Here is an 18593-nt window from a genome sequence, read left to right on the forward strand (position 1 = left end):
GTTAACCCTTTGCACGATAAGTCCCTCTGCGATTGTTAAAATAACTCATTGCACCTTGCGCAAATGGAATGTAAGCGCTGCGCGCTTTGTCATTAGACATTTGCACTATATGCACCTTGCGTAAAAAGAGCGTATTCGCGTCGCTCATGTCGCTAACCTTTTACACTTATTCCACCTTGCGCAAATGGAATGTAAGCGCTACGCGCTTTGTCATTAGACATTTGCACGATAAAACACTTCTCGCTTTTCATCGTTTAAATTAATATTCTTAAATTAAATTTTATGTAGGGGATATATATGCCAGAATTAATCCATTGGTTTGATTTATTGGGGGTAATGGTTTTTGCGATTTCAGGAACATTGATTGCGCATAGCAAACACATGGATGGTTTTGGTGTGGTGGTTTTAGCTACGGTGACAGGAATTGGTGGTGGTACATTGCGAGACATTATTTTGGATGTTCCAGTTTTTTGGTTAAATGATACACATTATTTTATGGCAATATTTGGCGCTATTTTTATTTGCGTTCTATTTTTAAATAGTCAAAGAACGATACCAAAGCAAATGCTGCAGGTAGCTGATGCCTTTGGGTTGGCATTTTTTGCTGTTATGGGTGTTAAAAAGGCCTTGGATATGGGTATGCCAGATACGACAGCGATTATTATGGGAGTTTTAACAGGGTGTTTTGGAGGGTTAATACGTGATGTGTTAGCTAGAGAAATTCCACTCCTTTTAAAAGGCGAGCTTTATGCAATTACTTGTATTGCTGGAGGTATTGTTTATACACAAATGATGCATTGGTCATTTTCGTTAGAAGTAACGATGCTGTCTGCTATGGCGGTTACACTATCTCTTCGGCTATTGGCTATGCGTTTTAACTTTGTACTACATATTTTTAAATATTCTGCATAGTTATAGGCGTTCAATTGATAATATGAACTTTGTTAGCACTTTTTGATATGTTTATAGCAAAATTAGTACTTTGTTATAGAGTAGTTTTGCTTTCTTTATAAGGTAGTAATTAACTACGCCAGTTGGTATAAAATTAGGACAGGGATATGTCACTTGCAAAAATATATACACGGGCCCAAGTTGGGATCAGCGCGCCACAGGTATGTGTTGAGGTACACCTTAGCAATGGTTTACCTGCTTTTCATATTGTGGGGTTGCCAGAAACTTCAGTGAAAGAGGCGAAAGAGAGAGTTCGCTCAGCCTTAACCAATTCTCGTTTTTTGTTTCCAGAGCAACGTATAACCGTAAATTTGTCTCCTGCAGACTTACCCAAAGAAGGCGGTCGATATGATTTAGCAATCGCAGTCGGGATCCTTGTAGCATCTGGGCAACTAGTAAGTAAAGAGCTGATGCATTACGAATTCTATGGTGAGTTGGCGCTGAGCGGTGAAATATTAGGAGTTCAGGCCATTTTACCTAGTGTATTGGCTGCACAAAATGTAAAGAGATGCTGTTATCTGCCAATAGAAAATGATGCATTAGCTAGTTTAGCGCCGAATGTTAATAGAAAAGCAGTGGTATCGCTTGAAGCGCTTTGGTTGGATATGCAAGGTCAGCAATCTTTGCCGTTAAACTTACAATATCAACAAGCGACTCCTACAATGTCAAACGATATTGATATGGATGAGGTGAAGGGCCAGGCAAGCGCAAAAAGAGTACTTGAGATTGCAGCAGCTGGCGGTCATAACTTGCTTTTTCTTGGCCCTCCAGGTACTGGGAAATCTATGCTGGCGCAGAGAATGCCTACCATAATGCCAGAGCTTTGTGCCGAAGCTGCGCTAGAGACTGCGTCTGTTTATTCATTAGTGGGCAAGCGAATTGACACTGATAATTGGCGCAAGCGTCCATTTAGAAATCCGCATCATACTTGCTCAGCTGTAGCTTTAGTAGGAGGTTCTTCAAAACCCAAACCGGGAGAAATTTCTTTAGCGCATAATGGTGTATTGTTTTTAGATGAGTTACCTGAATTTGAAAGGAAAGTACTTGATTCGTTAAGAGAGCCTATGGAAACAGGCCTCGTGACTATATCGCGTGCAGCTCAGCAAGTCGACTTTCCTGCACGCTTTCAATTGATAGCGGCACTTAATCCAAGCCCAACTGGGAGCTATGATGATAAACGAGCTACATCAGAACAAATTTTAAGATATTTATCAAAAATATCAGGGCCATTTATAGATCGCATAGATTTACAAATTGAACTACCGCGCTTATCAACGGCACAATTGCAAAGTGAACAGGCTGAAGAAACAAGCGAAGCGATTAGGCTGCGTGTTGAAAAGGCCTGCTCTATTGCATTAAAGCGACAGAATAAAAATAACGCGATGTTGAGTAACCGTGAGCTTGCACACTACTGTCATTTAGCGGAGAAAGAAAAGCAGTACTTGGCCAAAGCGGTTGATAAATTACAATTGTCTCCACGTTCTTATCACCGAATTTTAAAAGTTGCACGTACCATAGCTGATTTAAACAGCGAACCAAATATTACTTTAAACGCATTAAAGGAAGCGTTAAGTTATCGAGCATTTGAGAGGTTACTCAGTCAGCTAACGCGCTATTAGGCTGAAAGCATATAGCCTTTACCACGAACCGTTACAATTCGTTTTTGATCTTTTTCATCACCTAACTTTTTACGGAGCCGGCCAACCAGTACATCTACTGTTCTATCGTTGGGGCTCCAATCTGGTTGGCCAATATCCTCTGATATTTTTTCTCTTGATGTGGCTTTACCTGCGTTCGCTATTAAGCAGATAAGAACTTTATGTTCAGCCTCTGTTAAACGTGACTCTTCACCATGTTGATTTATTAGCGTCCGATTATCTGGGTGTAGTTTAAAATCAGCATATTCAATAAACTCTTCAGATTCATCTTCCTCTTCAGAGTTTTGTGAAATACGTTTGTAGAGTGCGCGTACTCTAAGTTCAAGCTCAAGCAAATCTACAGGTTTACAAACATAATCATCCGCGCCTTGGGCTAGCCCTGCAATGCGATCAGCCTGTGAATCGCGACTAGAAAGCATGATCACACCTATATCTGTTAGTGTATTAATTTCTTTGGCCAGCTCTAATCCATCAGTGGCAGGCAATACAATATCAATGATTGCTAAAGAGATCGGCTTGTCCGTACGGCCAGCTTGATGAATATGCGAGAGTGCATTGGCACCGGTATTATCAACTTTTATTGTAAATTCTGTCTGTGCGAAATGGCTTAAAATACGTTTCGCTAATAGCGCATCGTCTTCCACTAATAATACTTGAATACTCATAATGTCGTTATCTATTCAATAATTACGTTTATATTAGCACTGTAAAATCATGACTGAGAAGCTTAAGGTGATTTTTTTGCAATAAAAAGCGTTAAAAACATGCAATTGAGAAAAATTATAGTTATTTAAGGAATGTTTCAGGGAGCTTTTCCCGAATAAGTATGCGAGCTTTCAAATTGATGAGTTTATAAATATGAAAGTGGCGGTGGCCACTTTCACAATACTTAATTACTTTTGATAAATGTGTTGCCACCATTGAGGTTGATTCTTTAGGTGCATATCAAAATAGGCGAGCATGGTGTCCCACCACTGAAACCTGCGGTCTCGGGCCAAAATTTGATGGTTTGCGCCTTTGTATTCTATTAACTCTACATCCTTACCTAAAAGTTTCAATGCAGTATACATATTATGACTTTCACCTGGTGGTACGTTGGTATCAGCATCGCCATGTATTAGTAGTAGTGGCGTTTGTACCTTGTCTGCGTGAAATACCGGACTATGCTGAGAATACAGAGTTGGGTTATTCCAAGGGAAGCTGTTTTTCGATGCTTCGCCTGAGTAGCTGAAGCCCCACCAACCCTGCCCCCAGTAAGAGGTAATATTTGAAATACCTGCATGGGCGATAGAGGCACTAAATATATCTGTTTTTGTTGCCAATAGCATAGTCATAAAGCCACCATATGATGCCCCTAAATTACCCATACGCTTCGGGTCAACAAATGAATAGGCTTGAGTGAATGCCTTGGTACCATCGATGATATCTTGCGCCGTATATTCTCCCCAAGCATTAACATGCTTTGCCGAAAATGCTTGACCAAAGCCTGTGGCGCCAGTTGGTTGTAACACATATACAACGTAACCATTTGCAGCCCAGAGGTTAAAAGGGTAACGACCAGTAAAAGCCCTAGATACGGGTGATGTACCTCCATAGTAATAAACAAGTGCAGGATATTTTTTAGTTTTGTCTAAGTTGTGCGGCAGATATACTCTGCCTGTTATCTCAACGCCGGAGCGATTAGTAAAGTTGAACTCTTCTAAGCTAGCTATGCTTGTGTGCTGGTATGCTAATTCTTTGGAGTTCCACAATTGCTTGGCATTATTATTTTTTAAAGAAATACGCTTTAGCTGTTGTGGCGCAGAAGCCAGTGTACCTTTTACCAAGATGTCAGCATGATTTGTGTGTGTTATAGCAAAGTCTTCAACAACGTCTAAGTTTGTTTTAATGTGCTTAAAACGAGACTTACTTTCATCAAATAAATATAACTGCTTAGTATCCTTATCAGACACATATAAGATCACGTCATCGCTCTTCAGTACGGTCATGTTACCGATAGCTGGATCGAATGTTTTACTCAATGCCTTAGCATTTTTTCCTTGACGGTCTAACCAATAAAGTTGTCCATCATAGTTGTTGGCAAGTGTGCCTTTAGGCAATACTCTTCCTAGGCCGTTTGCAAAATCTGGTCCTGCTATTACATAGAGTCCATCACTGGTGTATTGTGCTTGATTAAAGGTTCGATAAGCGCCAATGGGTATTTTTTTACCATCGTTGATGTTAATTTCAATGAGCTCTGTGAGCCTATGAGGGGGGGCTTGGTAGTCTTGTGGATTACGACTCACTAAAATAGTGTTTCTTTGCGCATCATGATCTTGAAGATAGTGACTTAAATTACCTTCAGTAAGTCCGTTAATCAGCCCTGAGCGAATATCGAGTAAGTATATTTGACTGTTGGTACGTGCATACGACCACCTATCTTCTAAACCTTGGTAGTGCTTAACAAGTGATTTTGAATCTGATGGCCTTTTAGACCAAGAAAAAATTAACGTATCGTCGTTAAAATATTCAAACCCGCTGGCACCTTCAAGCGCTGATGTAATAGGGTTAGTTGTTAAATTTTCAAGATTGAGTACTTTGAGCTGCTGCTCTTGCATGTAAGCGAGTTGTTTAGAGTCGCTGCGCCATGTAATACTATCAGCAGTAACGCCATCGAAACGATAGATAATCTTGTTATTTCTATCTTTAAGCACCGTCTCTGTTATTGGTGTGTTCCCACTATTATCTGAATAGTGTCGCTCAGTGGTAATATAAAAGCGACCATTAGGTGACAAACCAATAGCGCTTATTGTTGGCGCATCAAATAATTGCTTTGCCGAGAGCGAAAACGGCTTATTGTTATGTAACGCGATACTATCGTGCTCAGAATTGGGCGTGTAGTCAATCTTTACCACATGCCAGTTATCTACTTGTTCAGCCACGATGATTAATTGATGGTCACCTGTAGTGGCATGAATATCATAGCTTTCTTTTCCAGAGAGAAGTTCTCCATTGAGAAATACCTGCGCCTTTTTAATGCCATTGAGACTTAACTTACCTTGTATAAAACGATTCGCTGCGAAGTTAAATTTGAGTACTTGGATACCAGCCATAGTCAACGTATCAACATCAGCCATGCGTTGCCATTTTAAATCATTTCCAAAAATCGTTAGTGCTTTTGTTTGCTTTTGTAAGCTGGGCAATAGCGATTCGATTATTTTACTCTGATATGCGGTATTATTAGGCTTGATACTGTTATAAGTTGGAATTGGACCAATGAACTGGATTTTCTTTTCATCTAAAGGTGCTGCATTCAGTTGCATTGCGAGTGTTGAAAAGAGTAAAGTGGCTGCGGTGCGTGAAATCATGTCTGAGCCTATTGTAGGTAAATATTTTGACCCAATATAGCATATATATTGGTCACGTCAGCAAAGTTGCGATTAGTGTCGATTCATTATTAAGTAAGGAGTTTAGGTTGTTTTTATTGGTTACGTATATGGTGTTAGCCATTGGTATTTCATTTTTATGTTCAGTGATGGAAGCGGTGTTGCTCAGTATTACACCCAGCTATGTTGCTGTTCTAAAAAAAGACAAACCTAAACTAGCTAAACGAGTTCAGCAATTGAAAGGTAGTGTGGATAAACCGTTAGCGGCTATTTTAACATTGAATACAGTCGCACACACTGCTGGTGCAGCGGGTGTAGGCGCGCAAGCCGCAGTGGTATTTTCTGATACAGCGGTAGGAATTGCCTCTGCAATCATGACTCTACTGGTGTTAGTATTATCAGAGATTATCCCAAAAACACTAGGTGCAACCTATTGGAGAGCACTCACTCCTGTCGTAGCTGGCGCTTTAGTATGGTTGGTGAGGATACTGAAACCATTTGTCTTACTCTCTGATATGCTTACGCGTTTAATGGGGAAAAAGGAAAGCGAAGCTCACTATATTCGTCAAGAGATAGAAGCGATGGCTGAGATAGGTTCTGAAGCAGGGGCATTGCAGCAAGAAGAAACGGAAACCATAAGAAGTTTGCTACGCTTTCGTCATGCAAAGCTAGAACACGTTATGACGCCTCGTACAGTGTTATTTAAAGTGCATAAAGATTTAACAGTAAACGCATATTTATCAGAGCATGGATCTGTTGCTTTTTCGAGAATATTAGTTTTCGATAAAAACAGTGATGATATTGTCGGTTTTGTACATAAAAACGATATTATGTTGGCTTATCACAGGCTAGGTGAAGATTATAAAATAGGTAAGCTAGTAAGGTCGTTGTACACCGTACCAGAGACACTTGATGCGCCGTCACTATTTCAAACTTTACTAGAGAAGCGTATTCATATAGCGTTAGTTATTGATGAATATGGAGATATTCAAGGGATCGTAACGCTGGAGGATATGCTTGAGTCGTTGATGGGAATGGATATTATTGATGAACGCGAACAATCAACTAATATGCAGCAGGCGGCCAAGCGAAAATGGCGCGAGCGCGTTGATGCGCATAGCCACCTAATCGAAACAGATAAAGAAGATAACTAGGAATTTGAGTTCATCATACGAAGCCAAGAGTGGATCCAGCGAATGAATTCAGTCTTGGCTTTTGGTTTACTTATCAAAAAGCCTTGCATTAATAAGTTATGTTTATACCTATCTAAGTATTGTAACTCTTCAATGCGCTCAATGCCCTCAGCAACAATGCCAATTTGCTCACTTTGCGCAATGTCTATTAGGCTATCTACAATCACTTGAGAAAAACGATCTGAATCGATATGAGTTATTAATGAGCGGTCTATTTTTATTTCGGTAAATGGCAGTGTTTTTAACTGCTGAATATTGGTAAACCCAGTACCAAAATCGTCTAATGAAATAGAAAAACCACGCATTCTTAGTCGATTGAGTGTTTCAAGTTGCACACTACTGTTCAATGGTGAATGCTCAGTTATTTCTAAAATAACATCTTCTGGTTTTAAGCGACTTAGCTCTAAGATTAATGCTAACTTATTTGGACAATTAATATCATCAAGCTGAACGGGTGAAAGGTTAAACGCGAGAGTTACGTTATTGGGTAGCTCCGTTCTTATCTCTTTAAATTCTTCTGTTGCTTTTTCAAATAGTTGAAAGGTAATTAAATTTATCAGGTCTAAATCTTCGGCTAATGTAATGAATTGCTCAGGCAAGATAGTATGAGTATGCTCAGGGGTTATGATTCTGGCTAACACTTCTACACTGTCGATAGATTTATTTGCACGATTTACTTTTGGTTGATAGTAAGGAGTGACCTGGCGATGGCTGATCGCATGAAGCAACTCAGACTGTGTAATAGGCGCAATATGGCGTTTTTCGGGTGCAATAAAAGACTCTAATTTTTTAAGTAACCTAGCAACTTCTTTTAGTTGTACAGGTTTAGAAATATTCCCAATTAGATGGGCATTTGACTGGCGAGCTAAGTTTGCAGCAAGGTCGATAATCTTGGTATCCATATCAGAGATGATGACAACGCCACCTGGGTATTTCATTTCACCCAGTTGGCGAATAAACTCCATACCATCCATTTCAGGCATATTCAAGTCAGTGAATATTGCGTCATAACGACGTGGGGCTTGCGCTACTTTCTCCATTGCTACTATGGCGCTAGTACACGTGGTAATGTTGTTAATTCCTAACTCAGTTAGCATTGCTTGCATGACCATGAGAATCGCCTGAGAGTCGTCAACGACCATCACTTGCCTTGTTGCTGTAGTCATATCCAAATCCTTTAATTCACACACACTTCATCCAAGTCTAGTACACAGATATAAAATGTGTAGACGACAAAATCGGTAAATGTATCGTTTGTCAGTATGATTATTAGCTGGGATAATATAAAAAAAGCTAACGTTTAAGATCATGACGAGAATTGAGTTTACTGTTTTAAAGCAAACATTTTCCGTGCTGTTGCACGGTGAGCAGCTAGTACAAGTGTTTTGTGAGCAACAGGCCTTGCCCATTGATAAGCAGTCACCAGAAATTGTTCAGTGTGCTTATGAACAGGGTATTTTGCAGTTTGATGTAACACAATTGAAGCAGCAGCAATTAGGCGTGTCAGTCGATGGTGCAACTTGGCAATGGTTAGCACTGCCAGCACCACATAGTGAAAATAAAAAAAGTCTTATTGGACTTGCCGCCTTGGGCTTTAAAGTTTTTAAAAGTGCGAAAGTCATAAAAGCAGCATTGGCAGGAGCATCGGTTGCGGGATATGCCTGGTTATTCTCTTGGCCTTTTGCATTAATGCTAGTGGCATGTTTGGTAATACATGAATATGGTCATGTTCGTGCTATGCAGTATTTTAATATTAAAACGAAAGGTATTTATCTTATTCCGTTTGTGGGTGGCCTTGCTGTTAGTGATGACAAAATCACGACTCGTTGGCAAGACGTTGTGATATCTCTAATGGGCCCTGCGTTTGGCTTGATCACCTCTGTTTTGGGCGTGGTGTTGTATTATGCTACGAATATGGAGATTTTTGCCGGAGTAGCTGTGTTGAGCGCATTGCTTAACTTATTTAACTTATTGCCTATTTTGCCGTTAGATGGCGGACACGTTTTGAAAAGTATTAGTTTTTCGATGAAGTCTTGGGTGGGTTTAACTGTTTGTATGGCAGGTGTTTTATTTGGCTTGTGGATAAGCTACATATTCGGTTTAATGTTGCTGGTATTCTTTTTATTTATTGGTAGCTTTGAAATACTATTTGAATGGCGTGCTCGACATGCTTCCCATTTGTTACCGTTAGATAAGTATGGACAAGTGTTTTCAGCGGTAATGTATATATTGGTTGCTGCTGGGCATATCGCTGTAATGATGCACTTTGCAGACTCAGAAAACGTAATTTTGAGTCTGCCTATGAAATTACTTTCTAGCTAAAGAGCGTGCAGCTATGCCCAAGTGAGCATAGCTGCAATGACAATGCCACTGAAAATTAGCTGAATCAAACAAAATCCCATAATGTCTCTGGCTTTTAAGCCTGCGATAGCAAGCACGGGCAGGGCCCAAAAAGGTTGAACTAGGTTGGTCCACGCATCACCCCAAGCTACCGCCATTGCCACGCGTGCTATATCGGCATCTAACATTTGTGCTGCTGGTATCACAATGGGGGCTTGCACCGCCCATTGACCCCCCCCTGATGGCACAAATATATTAACTAAACCAGCACTAAGAAAGCTCCAAAATGGTAGTGTTTCAGCATTACTTATTGAGACAAATGCAGAGGAAATTTGTTGCGCTAGTCCTGATTCAACCATAACAGCCATAATACCTGCATAAAAAGGAAACTGGATCACAATACCGGCCCCACCGGCAATGGCACTATGTAAACTTGCCAGTAAGCGCGCAGGGGTTTGATGTAGCAAAATAGCTAAAAATAAGAAGATAGTAATCACGCTATTTAAATTCAATGTGCCACTGGCAAACACGAAGTAATGGAATAAGTATGTACAGCCCAAAAGACCTACAAGGACGCCCAACAGTTTACTGTGTTCAAGTTTTTGGGCTGGAGTCAAAGTGCCCTTACTTTTGGATATTTGCCCTGTTTGTTCTGTTAACTTGGTTTTTTCTATGAGCACTTGCTGCTCTTTTGGTGGCAGCAGGAGTGCATTTAAAAGAGGTAACAGTAGTAATAACAAAGCTAAAATGAGCAAATTAAAAGGCGAAAATAATGTACTTTGCGTCGTGATAATACCAATATCTGAGTGTGAGAAATGGCCTTCACTAGCAATAGTTAGAGGTACTGAACCAGATAGGCCACCATGCCAAACAATAAATCCTGAGTAGGCACTGGCAACCAAAACTCTATAATCTACTAAAACATGCTTTGCCAGCGCTTTGGCAAAGAGCGCGCCCACAACTAACCCAAAACCCCAGTTTATCCAGCTTGCGAGCATGGCGACAACGGTGACCATGATGATAGCAATAACCGGGGTTTTGGCTTGTTTGGCTAATTTGTCCAATGCTGCTATACACAAAGGAGCACTGGCAAGCATATATCCGGCAAGTAAAATTAGCAGCATTTGCATGGCAAAGCTAAGTAGTTGCCAAAACCCTTGACCCCAAACTTGTACGGTTTGCATTGGTGATAATGGGGTGACGATACTGGCTAAAGCGAGTACGATAATAGTTAACAACAGTACAAAGATGTATGGATCGGGCAAATAACGCTCTACGAAATTACTGAGTGGGCGAGTAACACGGTATAACATAGGTCATCCTAGTCTTATTTTTGTTCAATGATAACTAACATTTACACCAAAAGTTAGCCTTTTAGGCTAACTTTATAATTAGATAGGAAGGCTGCTTTTTTATTAGTTGTTGATTTTTAATAAAATTAAAATTGGCATAGTAAGTGTATTGAATTAGTCAGAAATATAATTTATAGATTTAGTAAATAACAAGAGAGGATGCCATGGCAGAACAAGGTTCAGGCGGTAACGTAATTGCGGCCATTTGTAATATATTTTTTCCTGGTTTAGGCCAGTTGGTACAAGGGCGCATTTTAGCGGCGTTGATTTTTGCAATCGTTGTGTTTGGTGGCTATGCCTTATGGTTTTTAGTTGTACCTCCAGTCATTGGTGCAGTGGTACATTTGTGGGCAATTATTGATGCGGCTAAATATACTCATTATTCAAGTTACGAGCGCCGTTAACCATGCGGCTAGCGTAAATATACTTAATACGGTTGATAACACAACACTACTTGCCAACACTGCCTGTTGGCATTTTAGTTGGCGAGCGACTAGGTAGGCGTTTACGCCCAATGGTGACGCACTCATTAAGGTCAGCACTGCAACGTGTTTTGGAGGAAGTTGCATTGCCCACTTGGCCATGACAAATACAGTTAATGGTAATAAAACCAATTTAGTTAAACTGATAAATAAGGCACTTTGCCATGCTTGTTTTATTGAATAACTATTTAAACTTGCCCCTAAAACAAATAAAGCCCCAGCGATTGCTGGTTCAGATAGCAAAGTTAGGGCTGTTTGAATGGTATCTGAAATAGGCATACTTAGGTAATTACATACTAAGCCTAAACTAATACTCATAACGATTGGATTCAATAGTAAGGGCTTAATGGTATCTATAAAACGACTTTGAAAGTTGCTCGCAAATATAAAAGTACAGCTAAATAATAAGGCACTATGAAAGGTAATAATCATAAATACCATGGCGCCATATTCGGCACCAAGGCTTGAAATAATGACTGGCAAACCAACTAATATGGTGTTTGAGTAAGTACTTGCTAATGCCATTGCAGCACTATCCGCTAGGCTTTTATTCATAAGTAGTTTTAAGGCGCCACAACTTATTAAATACACCGCGAATACAGGTAGGTAAAAACTCAACATAACCGAACCCGATAATGCTTGGGTAAGATCAGCCTGATACATGTTGATAAAAAGAAACACAGGTATTGCTAAGTTAAATATGAACTGCCTTAATCCATCTAATGCTGAGGCACTAAAGATGTTTAGCTTGATACAGGCATAACCACTAAATACAACGAATATGATTGGAAAAAGAATACTAAAAGCGGTCATTATTTGACTCATTAATAATAAAGAAAGTACATTATCTTAGTTTGCGTAGTATGTCTCAAGGTTAGCAGCGTATAATGAGCAATAAACGAAACTAGGTTGAGTGGTATTTTGGAGTATCAATTTATTCGCGACCCAATCACAGGGTTTAAAGTTAGGGTGAGTGATGAGCATGCGTTGGTCGGACGTTGGCTTAATGAAGAGCTTGCATATGACGATGTATTATCGCTTATCAATTTAGCAAAGGCATTGCCTCAAAATAAACAAACATTAGTGATCGAAGGCACAGAAGTCCGCCTAACGCTCTCTTGTGAAGAGGCGTTATTCGAAGCTCATGCATTGTTTCATCAAGCAGATGATATCAGTCATTATGCCGATGACGCGCTTGAACTTGACGAGCATGGTTTAGTCAGTGGTTGCGGCTTTGAGGATTTTATGGACTTATTACAAGCGTGGTACCAGTTCATCAATCGTATTTAATTTAGGTACCACGATTTTATTTGTTAGCTCGTAGGGGCTCCGTATATTTGTTCAGCTTGGTTGAATAACACCCAAGATGTTAGGATGTACTTATCATTAGAAACCGGTTTATTGCCTCGGTGGGTATGGGTAAAGTAGCCTGGGGCGATAACCATAGAGCCTTTCTTTGGTGCTATTTTTTTCTGTTGATAATAAAACTCGGTTTCACCGCCTTCGCTCACATCGTTAAGATAAAACATAAATAGCAGCACTCGGTGTAGGGCGTTATTGTGATCGTGTTGTGGGTAGACTTCACTGTGCCAATAAGGGTATCCACCTTTGTTTATTTCATACTTTTGCGCTTGAATGTTACCAAGTCGAAACAGCTGCTGAATTAGTACAGGTAATTGCGGCTTACCAACCTCTGCAAAGTTCTCAAAGGTGACATCAACAGGCTGTCCGGTTTTTGGGTGATATACTTTGAGGCCAAATGCACCAATGATCATAAATAAGTGCTCTTCAATGTATTTATACACATGCTCGGCGGTAACTTGTTGTATATGCTGAAGAGGCTGAGCATACTCTTGGTGGGAGTTTAAATACAGATCTTGGCTCACTTTTTTGGTAAGGTCGACACCGCCTGAGGTTGTCCCTTGTTTTAAATGTGGACTTTGTTCAAAAAGGTCTATGAATTGATCGCAAAACTCAGCGCTTAGCGCGTTGTCATAAACGCGTATAAAATCTGTCATTCTTTTACCTACAGTTATTGGAATTATTATGTTGTCTGAAAAATTGATGCCGCGATTTAGCGAAACCGATGTACTTGGTCATATAAACAATACCGTACTCCCCGTGTGGTTTGAAGCGGCAAGAGTGCCTATTTTTAAAATATTCACCCCAGATCTTAATCCACATCAATGGAAATTGATTGTCGCAAAGGTTGAGGTACTCTTCAAAGGCGAATTATTTTATGGCCAAGAAGTGGAAATTAAAACCGCCATTGAGCACATCGGTAATAGCTCTTTTGTGATAGTACAGCAAGCATGGCAACATGGAGAGTGCTGTGCTGAAGGAAAAACCGTTATGGTGCGCTATGATTTTGCAGCTAAGCGCTCTAGGTCTTTGTCAGAGGAGGAGCGCGAGCCGTTATCTGGTTTTATGGTTTCTTCTGAGGCTTAAATTGATGGCCGATAGCGGCTGAGATGCAAGGCTTAACTTGGTAAGTATAGTGTGTATTTTCAGTCGCATTGTGCCTTATAATTTCAAGTATTTCATAGTCATTAAGCTCTATAATTCGACTGCCCTTGGTATGATCACAGCGAGAATATAAATCGGCTTCGTGATCAAAAATAAAATGACTTAAAATGTTGGTAATCTTTTGTTCATAGGCAGTAGCGCGTTGACTCAAAGCATCATTTTTTGCGTCTAATTCAGACAATGTCCTCGCTAGTTCTGGATTTTCTTTCAACGCCGAGGTTTTCTCTTGTGCTTTAGGGTCTTGTATATTAACAATTAAGTCTGTCTCAAGACCATTGGTTATATTAGTTACGGTTTTACTTACTTCCTTTAAAGCACCTGTATAGGTAGATAATAAGGCCAACTGTACAAGTAAAAATAGACCTGCACCAAAGCGAATGAGTCCCGTGATAATTGCAAAGCGATAATTAGGTGCATGCCATATTGTGTGTAAACCAAAAGGACGAAGCAGCAGCAGAATAAAGATGTAGATGGGAATAGTGAATTGAATAATAAGCAATACGACTAAGCTGGTTATAAAAAACCATACTGGTACAGAGAGGAGCACAGCAAAATTATGTGTGTAGGGCAGGTGTTCAGCACTGACACCTGCAATATTGTTAACTTCGCCTGACGCTTGAACTAAAGAGTAATTTGCAACAAAACCGTAAAACAGCAAAATAACAGCCTTACCGGGCAAGCTATCCCAAATCTGTGTGAATTTCGGCCAAAATTCGCTGATCATTGCAACAAGTACCAAAGTCGTTATAGCCGTTATCAAAGTGGTGCTTGGTGTATCACTTTTAAGGTAAAGTATGCTGCAGAGTATAGCGAGAAAGTAGCAGCGTTGAGCTAAGTTGAGCGATGACCAGAATACGATTAATTGCTGATGGTAGTGTTTTAGCTTATCTTTGAGAGAGAAATAATGAGGTAGCTGTAACATAAATTATTGTTATTGTGGAAAAGGAATGTAGTTAAACTACATTCCTTTGCTAATTAAAGTAAAGGTTTTAGGTAAGTTCCTGTATGCGATTGTTCACATAAAGCTACTTCTTCAGGCGTACCCGCAATCAAAATTTGCCCGCCTCCGGCACCACCTTCAGGCCCTAAATCTACAATCCAATCAGCCGTTTTGATCACATCTAAGTTATGCTCAATAACTACGACCGTATTGCCGTGGTCGCGCAGCCTATGCAGTACCACGAGTAGTTGCTGAATATCGTGAAAGTGAAGACCTGTCGTTGGTTCATCTAAAATATAGAGTGTTTTGCCAGTATCTCGTTTCGATAGTTCTCGCGCTAATTTAACACGTTGCGCTTCACCACCAGAGAGTGTGGTCGCAGCTTGCCCTAAACGAATATAAGATAAACCAACATCCATCAACGTTGTTAGCTTGCGATTGATCGCAGGGATTTTATCGAAAAACTGTTGTGCATCTTCCACTGTCATTTCTAACACTTCGTGAATATTTTTGCCTTTATACAGTACCTCTAATGTTTCACGATTATATCGTTTACCGGTACATACATCGCAAGGAACATAAACGTCAGGCAAAAAGTGCATTTCAACCTTGATCACACCGTCACCTTGGCAAGCTTCACAGCGGCCACCTTTTACGTTAAAACTAAAACGACCGACCTTATAGCCGCGAGAACGAGCCTCTTGCGTGCCAGCAAACAGTTCACGAATAGCGGTGAAAATACCGGTGTATGTGGCTGGGTTAGAACGAGGCGTTCGGCCTATTGGGCTTTGATCTATATCGATCACTTTATCAAAATGATCCAGCCCTGAGATTGATTTATGTGCTGCTGGTTCTGCGGTGGTTGCGCCATTGAGTGCAGTATGGGCAAGTTTAAACAGGGTATCGTTGATCAAAGTTGATTTACCAGAACCTGAAACCCCTGTAATACAAGTCATTAGCCCAAATGGAATACGCAAGTCAACATTTTTTAGGTTGTTACCTGACGCGCCAAAAAGCTCTAGCCACTTATCGTTGGTTGGATGGCGCTGCTTTGGTACATCAATCGCTTTAACACCACTGAGATATTGCCCGGTGAGAGAGTCTGGGTTATTTACAATGTCATCTCTGCTACCTTGTGCGACGACATAACCACCATGTACACCTGCTCCAGGGCCAATGTCGATAATATGATCAGCAGCTCGAATGGCATCTTCATCGTGTTCAACCACGATAACGGTGTTACCTAAATCGCGTAAATGCGTTAAAGTGCTTAATAATCTGTCGTTGTCTCGTTGATGTAAGCCTATTGAGGGCTCATCAAGTACGTACATTACCCCTACTAAGCCTGCGCCAATTTGACTGGCTAAACGGATCCGCTGAGCTTCTCCACCAGATAAAGTATCAGCACTGCGATCAAGAGATAGGTAGTTTAAACCGACATTAATCAAAAAAGACAAACGGTCACGTATTTCTTTGAGTATTTTATCAGCAATTTGCGCCTTTTGACCCTCTAATGTGAGTGTTTCAAAGAGGTGCATTGTTTCACCAATACTCATGGTGGTCACTTCAGGTAAAGTTGTTTGACCAATAAATACGTTACGCGCTTCTTCGCGAAGGCGAGAACCATGGCAGCTTGGGCATGCTTGACTGGTTTGGTATTTACTCAGCTCTTCGCGTACTGAACTAGACTCAGTTTCGCGATAGCGGCGATTCATGTTGTTTAACACGCCTTCAAACTCATGATTACGCGTAATAAGATCTCCGCGGTCATTACGATAATTAAAGGCAATTTTAGTGTTGCCTGAGCCTTGTAAAATTACGCTCTTTGCATCTTCACTGAGCGCTTGAAAAGGAACCTCTAAATCGAACTTATAATGTTCTGCAACGGCTTGCAGCATTTGAAAATAATAAAAGCTGCGTTTATCCCAGCCTTTAATTGCACCACCACTTAGGCTAAGTTCTGGATTTTGAACCACTCTGTGTGGATCAAAATATTGGCGGACACCTAAACCATCGCAACTTTGACACGCACCAGCAGGGTTATTAAAAGAAAACAATCGAGGCTCTAATTCGGTCATAGCATAGCCACAGGTTGGGCAGGCAAAATTAGCCGAAAATATCATTTCTTCAGCGCCTGCATCGTCCATATTGGCAACTACAGCGATACCTGAAGACAACTCAAGTGCAGTTTCAAAAGATTCAGCGAGACGTTGTTGTAAACCCTCTTTTACTTTGAAACGATCAACAACCACTTCAATAGTATGCTTTTTATGTAGCTCTAGTGTAGGCGGATCGGATAAATCACATACTTCACCGTCGATGCGAGCACGTATATAACCTTGGCTAGATAGCTGTTCTAACAATTTAACATGTTCACCTTTGCGGTTTTTGACCACCGGTGCTAGCAACATCAGTTTACTACCCTGTGGCTGCTCAAGTACTGAGTCTACCATCTGGCTGACTGTCTGAGCGGCTAAGGGTAAATCATGCGTTGGACAGCGAGGTTCACCCACTCGGGCAAAAAGTAAACGCAAATAATCATAAATTTCGGTAATAGTACCGACCGTTGAACGCGGGTTATGAGATGTTGATTTTTGCTCAATAGATATGGCAGGAGATAGACCTTCAATATGGTCAACGTCTGGCTTCTCCATTAAAGAAAGGAATTGCCGAGCATAGGCAGATAAGGATTCAACATAGCGCCTTTGGCCTTCCGCATAGAGCGTGTCAAATGCCAATGAAGATTTTCCGGACCCAGATAACCCAGTGATAACGATGAGTTTATCTCGCGGAATAGTGAGCGAAATATCTTTTAAATTGTGCGTACGAGCGCCCCTGACTTCTATTTTATCCATTTTGACCTAATTACAGAGTTGAGTGGCAACAATTGTTAGCGCAACAGTATCGCATACTTTGCCAAAAATTAACTTATCTTTACTAAACGAACTAAACTTGGTGTTAGGATCAACTTGAGAGTCGTTACTTTGTTAGTTATAACCCGGCCACTTTTTATTGTGCTGTTATGGTGTTTTTTTAATATGGCAATAGCTAAAGCGCATAATTGTGAGCTTATTGTACGCTTTGAAAATTATTCAGCACAATCTCAACAAGATGCGCAATTACGGTGGCATGGTTTGGACGTGGACTTTGCTAAGGCGTTGTTAGATGATGCCGGGTGTGGTTATCGATTCATAAGTATTCCTTGGGGACGAGCATTAAAAATGCTGGAGTTGGGGGAGATAGATCTTATGCTCAGTGTGTCTAAAACAGCGCAGAGAATGCGATTCGCTTATTTTATAGGCCCCCAACGTCAAGAAAACATTATATTTGCCACGAATGCGAAAACGCCTTATTACGTAAAGTCAATTGAAGCGTTATTTTCTTTGCCAAAACCCGTTGCAATTCAAAGGGGGGCTTATTATGGTGCAAAGTTTGAAGCGCGTATGAAGCAGGAAGTTGACTCTGAAAGTCAGTTTCTTTATGTGCCTGATAATCAACATAAGTTAAATTTATTGCGCCATGGGCGTATTTCTGGCTTCTTAGAAGAAAAGTACAATATTATTTACCAAACACAGCACAATCCTGATTTTGTTGAAATTGAAATAGCGCCGCTGATTGTTAATCAAGAGCCAGTTTACATTGCATTAAGTAAGCAAAGCGTCAGTCAGTCTACTATTGAACAGTTAAAGAATGCTTTTGAGCGTTTAGAACATGCAGGAAAGTTCGATCAAATCTTAAAAAAGTATCAGTTAGACTGAATTTTTTTGATAGACTGTTGCGCGCTTA

At 40.5% G+C, this 18593-nt stretch carries 17 protein-coding genes; 8 read left to right on the top strand and 9 right to left on the bottom strand.

Translation table 11 applies throughout. The features are described 5' to 3' along the window. Position 1: 1 nt before the first annotated feature. Positions 2–148, bottom strand: coding sequence for a hypothetical protein (locus tag OCI93_RS15710; RefSeq protein WP_261594998.1), 147 nt, complete (start codon positions 146–148; stop codon positions 2–4). A 149-nt stretch (positions 149–297) separates the two neighbouring features. Here OCI93_RS15710 and OCI93_RS15715 point away from each other — a divergent pair, with 149 nt between their 5' ends. Both OCI93_RS15715 and OCI93_RS15720 read left to right on the top strand, forming a co-directional pair. After that, positions 298–912, top strand: coding sequence for a trimeric intracellular cation channel family protein (locus tag OCI93_RS15715; RefSeq protein ID WP_261594604.1), 615 nt, complete (start codon positions 298–300; stop codon positions 910–912). Between the two features lie 146 nt (positions 913–1058). Then, positions 1059–2570 carry a YifB family Mg chelatase-like AAA ATPase gene (locus OCI93_RS15720; protein WP_261626803.1) on the top strand — a complete coding sequence of 504 codons (1512 nt, stop codon included), beginning with the start codon at positions 1059–1061 and terminating at the stop codon, positions 2568–2570. On the opposite strand, the gene OCI93_RS15725 is transcribed toward OCI93_RS15720, so the two are convergent. Further along, entirely contained in the window at positions 2567–3274 is a 708-nt protein-coding gene (locus OCI93_RS15725) for a response regulator transcription factor (RefSeq protein WP_261594602.1), read from the bottom strand. The genes OCI93_RS15720 and OCI93_RS15725 overlap by 4 nt on opposite strands. A gap of 228 nt (positions 3275–3502) precedes the next feature. Continuing rightward, complete coding sequence (locus OCI93_RS15730) at positions 3503–5956, bottom strand: alpha/beta hydrolase family protein (protein ID WP_261626804.1); 2454 nt, start codon at positions 5954–5956, stop codon at positions 3503–3505. A 107-nt stretch (positions 5957–6063) separates the two neighbouring features. Between OCI93_RS15730 and OCI93_RS15735 the strand changes: the two genes are divergently transcribed. Further along, positions 6064–7128, top strand: a complete 1065-nt coding sequence (locus tag OCI93_RS15735; protein ID WP_261594609.1) for a CNNM domain-containing protein — start codon at positions 6064–6066, stop codon at positions 7126–7128. Here OCI93_RS15735 and OCI93_RS15740 read toward each other — a convergent pair. Then, on the bottom strand, positions 7125–8333 hold the full coding sequence (locus tag OCI93_RS15740; RefSeq protein WP_261594600.1) for an EAL domain-containing response regulator: 1209 nt from the start codon (positions 8331–8333) through the stop codon (positions 7125–7127). The two genes, OCI93_RS15735 and OCI93_RS15740, sit on opposite strands and share 4 nt — an antisense overlap. Positions 8334–8475: 142 nt before the next feature. Here OCI93_RS15740 and OCI93_RS15745 point away from each other — a divergent pair, with 142 nt between their 5' ends. Further along, on the top strand, positions 8476–9489 hold the full coding sequence (locus OCI93_RS15745) for a site-2 protease family protein (RefSeq protein ID WP_261626805.1): 1014 nt from the start codon (positions 8476–8478) through the stop codon (positions 9487–9489). 11 nt (positions 9490–9500) lie between these two features. Here the strand turns inward: OCI93_RS15745 and OCI93_RS15750 are convergent, their stop codons facing one another. Beyond that, positions 9501–10820 (bottom strand): short-chain fatty acid transporter, encoded by a 1320-nt coding sequence (locus tag OCI93_RS15750; protein WP_261594598.1) that lies wholly within the window; start codon positions 10818–10820, stop codon positions 9501–9503. Between the two features lie 203 nt (positions 10821–11023). Here OCI93_RS15750 and OCI93_RS15755 point away from each other — a divergent pair, with 203 nt between their 5' ends. Then, complete coding sequence (locus tag OCI93_RS15755; RefSeq protein WP_261594597.1) at positions 11024–11263, top strand: hypothetical protein; 240 nt, start codon at positions 11024–11026, stop codon at positions 11261–11263. Here the strand turns inward: OCI93_RS15755 and OCI93_RS15760 are convergent. Continuing rightward, a complete protein-coding gene (locus OCI93_RS15760; RefSeq protein ID WP_261594596.1) occupies positions 11243–12154 on the bottom strand; it encodes an AEC family transporter in 912 nt (303 codons plus the stop codon). The genes OCI93_RS15755 and OCI93_RS15760 overlap by 21 nt on opposite strands. Before the next feature lie 108 nt (positions 12155–12262). On the opposite strand from OCI93_RS15760, the gene OCI93_RS15765 reads away from it, so the two are divergent. Next, positions 12263–12631 carry a YacL family protein gene (locus OCI93_RS15765; protein ID WP_261626828.1) on the top strand — a complete coding sequence of 123 codons (369 nt, stop codon included), beginning with the start codon at positions 12263–12265 and terminating at the stop codon, positions 12629–12631. 23 nt (positions 12632–12654) lie between these two features. Here OCI93_RS15765 and OCI93_RS15770 read toward each other — a convergent pair whose 3' ends face one another. After that, positions 12655–13359, bottom strand: a complete 705-nt coding sequence (locus OCI93_RS15770; RefSeq protein ID WP_261594595.1) for a 2OG-Fe(II) oxygenase — start codon at positions 13357–13359, stop codon at positions 12655–12657. 28 nt (positions 13360–13387) lie between these two features. On the opposite strand from OCI93_RS15770, the gene OCI93_RS15775 reads away from it, so the two are divergent. Then, positions 13388–13789, top strand: coding sequence for an acyl-CoA thioesterase (locus tag OCI93_RS15775; RefSeq protein ID WP_261594594.1), 402 nt, complete (start codon positions 13388–13390; stop codon positions 13787–13789). Here the strand turns inward: OCI93_RS15775 and OCI93_RS15780 are convergent. Continuing rightward, positions 13767–14789 (bottom strand): hypothetical protein, encoded by a 1023-nt coding sequence (locus OCI93_RS15780; RefSeq protein ID WP_261626806.1) that lies wholly within the window; start codon positions 14787–14789, stop codon positions 13767–13769. The genes OCI93_RS15775 and OCI93_RS15780 overlap by 23 nt on opposite strands. A gap of 53 nt (positions 14790–14842) precedes the next feature. Beyond that, positions 14843–17662 (bottom strand): excinuclease ABC subunit UvrA, encoded by a 2820-nt coding sequence (gene uvrA / locus OCI93_RS15785; RefSeq protein ID WP_261594592.1) that lies wholly within the window; start codon positions 17660–17662, stop codon positions 14843–14845. Between the two features lie 183 nt (positions 17663–17845). Here uvrA and OCI93_RS15790 point away from each other — a divergent pair, with 183 nt between their 5' ends. After that, positions 17846–18565, top strand: a complete 720-nt coding sequence (locus OCI93_RS15790) for a substrate-binding periplasmic protein (protein WP_261594591.1) — start codon at positions 17846–17848, stop codon at positions 18563–18565. Positions 18566–18593 lie beyond the last annotated feature (28 nt).

Source organism: Pseudoalteromonas holothuriae, assembly GCF_945859825.1.
Classification (GTDB): domain Bacteria; phylum Pseudomonadota; class Gammaproteobacteria; order Enterobacterales; family Alteromonadaceae; genus Pseudoalteromonas; species Pseudoalteromonas holothuriae.

Excerpts from the sequence above, each read along its gene's own strand:
- OCI93_RS15710 (WP_261594998.1), bottom strand. The coding sequence starts at position 148 with ATGAGCGACGCGAATACGCTCTTTTTACGCAAGGTGCATATAGTGCAA.
- OCI93_RS15720 (WP_261626803.1), top strand. The coding sequence starts at position 1,059 with ATGTCACTTGCAAAAATATATACACGGGCCCAAGTTGGGATCAGCGCG.
- OCI93_RS15750 (WP_261594598.1), bottom strand. The coding sequence starts at position 10,820 with ATGTTATACCGTGTTACTCGCCCACTCAGTAATTTCGTAGAGCGTTAT.
- OCI93_RS15725 (WP_261594602.1), bottom strand. The coding sequence starts at position 3,274 with ATGAGTATTCAAGTATTATTAGTGGAAGACGATGCGCTATTAGCGAAA.
- OCI93_RS15730 (WP_261626804.1), bottom strand. The coding sequence starts at position 5,956 with ATGATTTCACGCACCGCAGCCACTTTACTCTTTTCAACACTCGCAATG.
- OCI93_RS15775 (WP_261594594.1), top strand. The coding sequence starts at position 13,388 with ATGTTGTCTGAAAAATTGATGCCGCGATTTAGCGAAACCGATGTACTT.
- OCI93_RS15770 (WP_261594595.1), bottom strand. The coding sequence starts at position 13,359 with ATGACAGATTTTATACGCGTTTATGACAACGCGCTAAGCGCTGAGTTT.
- OCI93_RS15745 (WP_261626805.1), top strand. The coding sequence starts at position 8,476 with ATGACGAGAATTGAGTTTACTGTTTTAAAGCAAACATTTTCCGTGCTG.
- OCI93_RS15780 (WP_261626806.1), bottom strand. The coding sequence starts at position 14,789 with ATGTTACAGCTACCTCATTATTTCTCTCTCAAAGATAAGCTAAAACAC.
- uvrA (WP_261594592.1), bottom strand. The coding sequence starts at position 17,662 with ATGGATAAAATAGAAGTCAGGGGCGCTCGTACGCACAATTTAAAAGAT.
- OCI93_RS15760 (WP_261594596.1), bottom strand. The coding sequence starts at position 12,154 with ATGACCGCTTTTAGTATTCTTTTTCCAATCATATTCGTTGTATTTAGT.
- OCI93_RS15740 (WP_261594600.1), bottom strand. The coding sequence starts at position 8,333 with ATGACTACAGCAACAAGGCAAGTGATGGTCGTTGACGACTCTCAGGCG.
- OCI93_RS15715 (WP_261594604.1), top strand. The coding sequence starts at position 298 with ATGCCAGAATTAATCCATTGGTTTGATTTATTGGGGGTAATGGTTTTT.
- OCI93_RS15790 (WP_261594591.1), top strand. The coding sequence starts at position 17,846 with ATGGCAATAGCTAAAGCGCATAATTGTGAGCTTATTGTACGCTTTGAA.
- OCI93_RS15755 (WP_261594597.1), top strand. The coding sequence starts at position 11,024 with ATGGCAGAACAAGGTTCAGGCGGTAACGTAATTGCGGCCATTTGTAAT.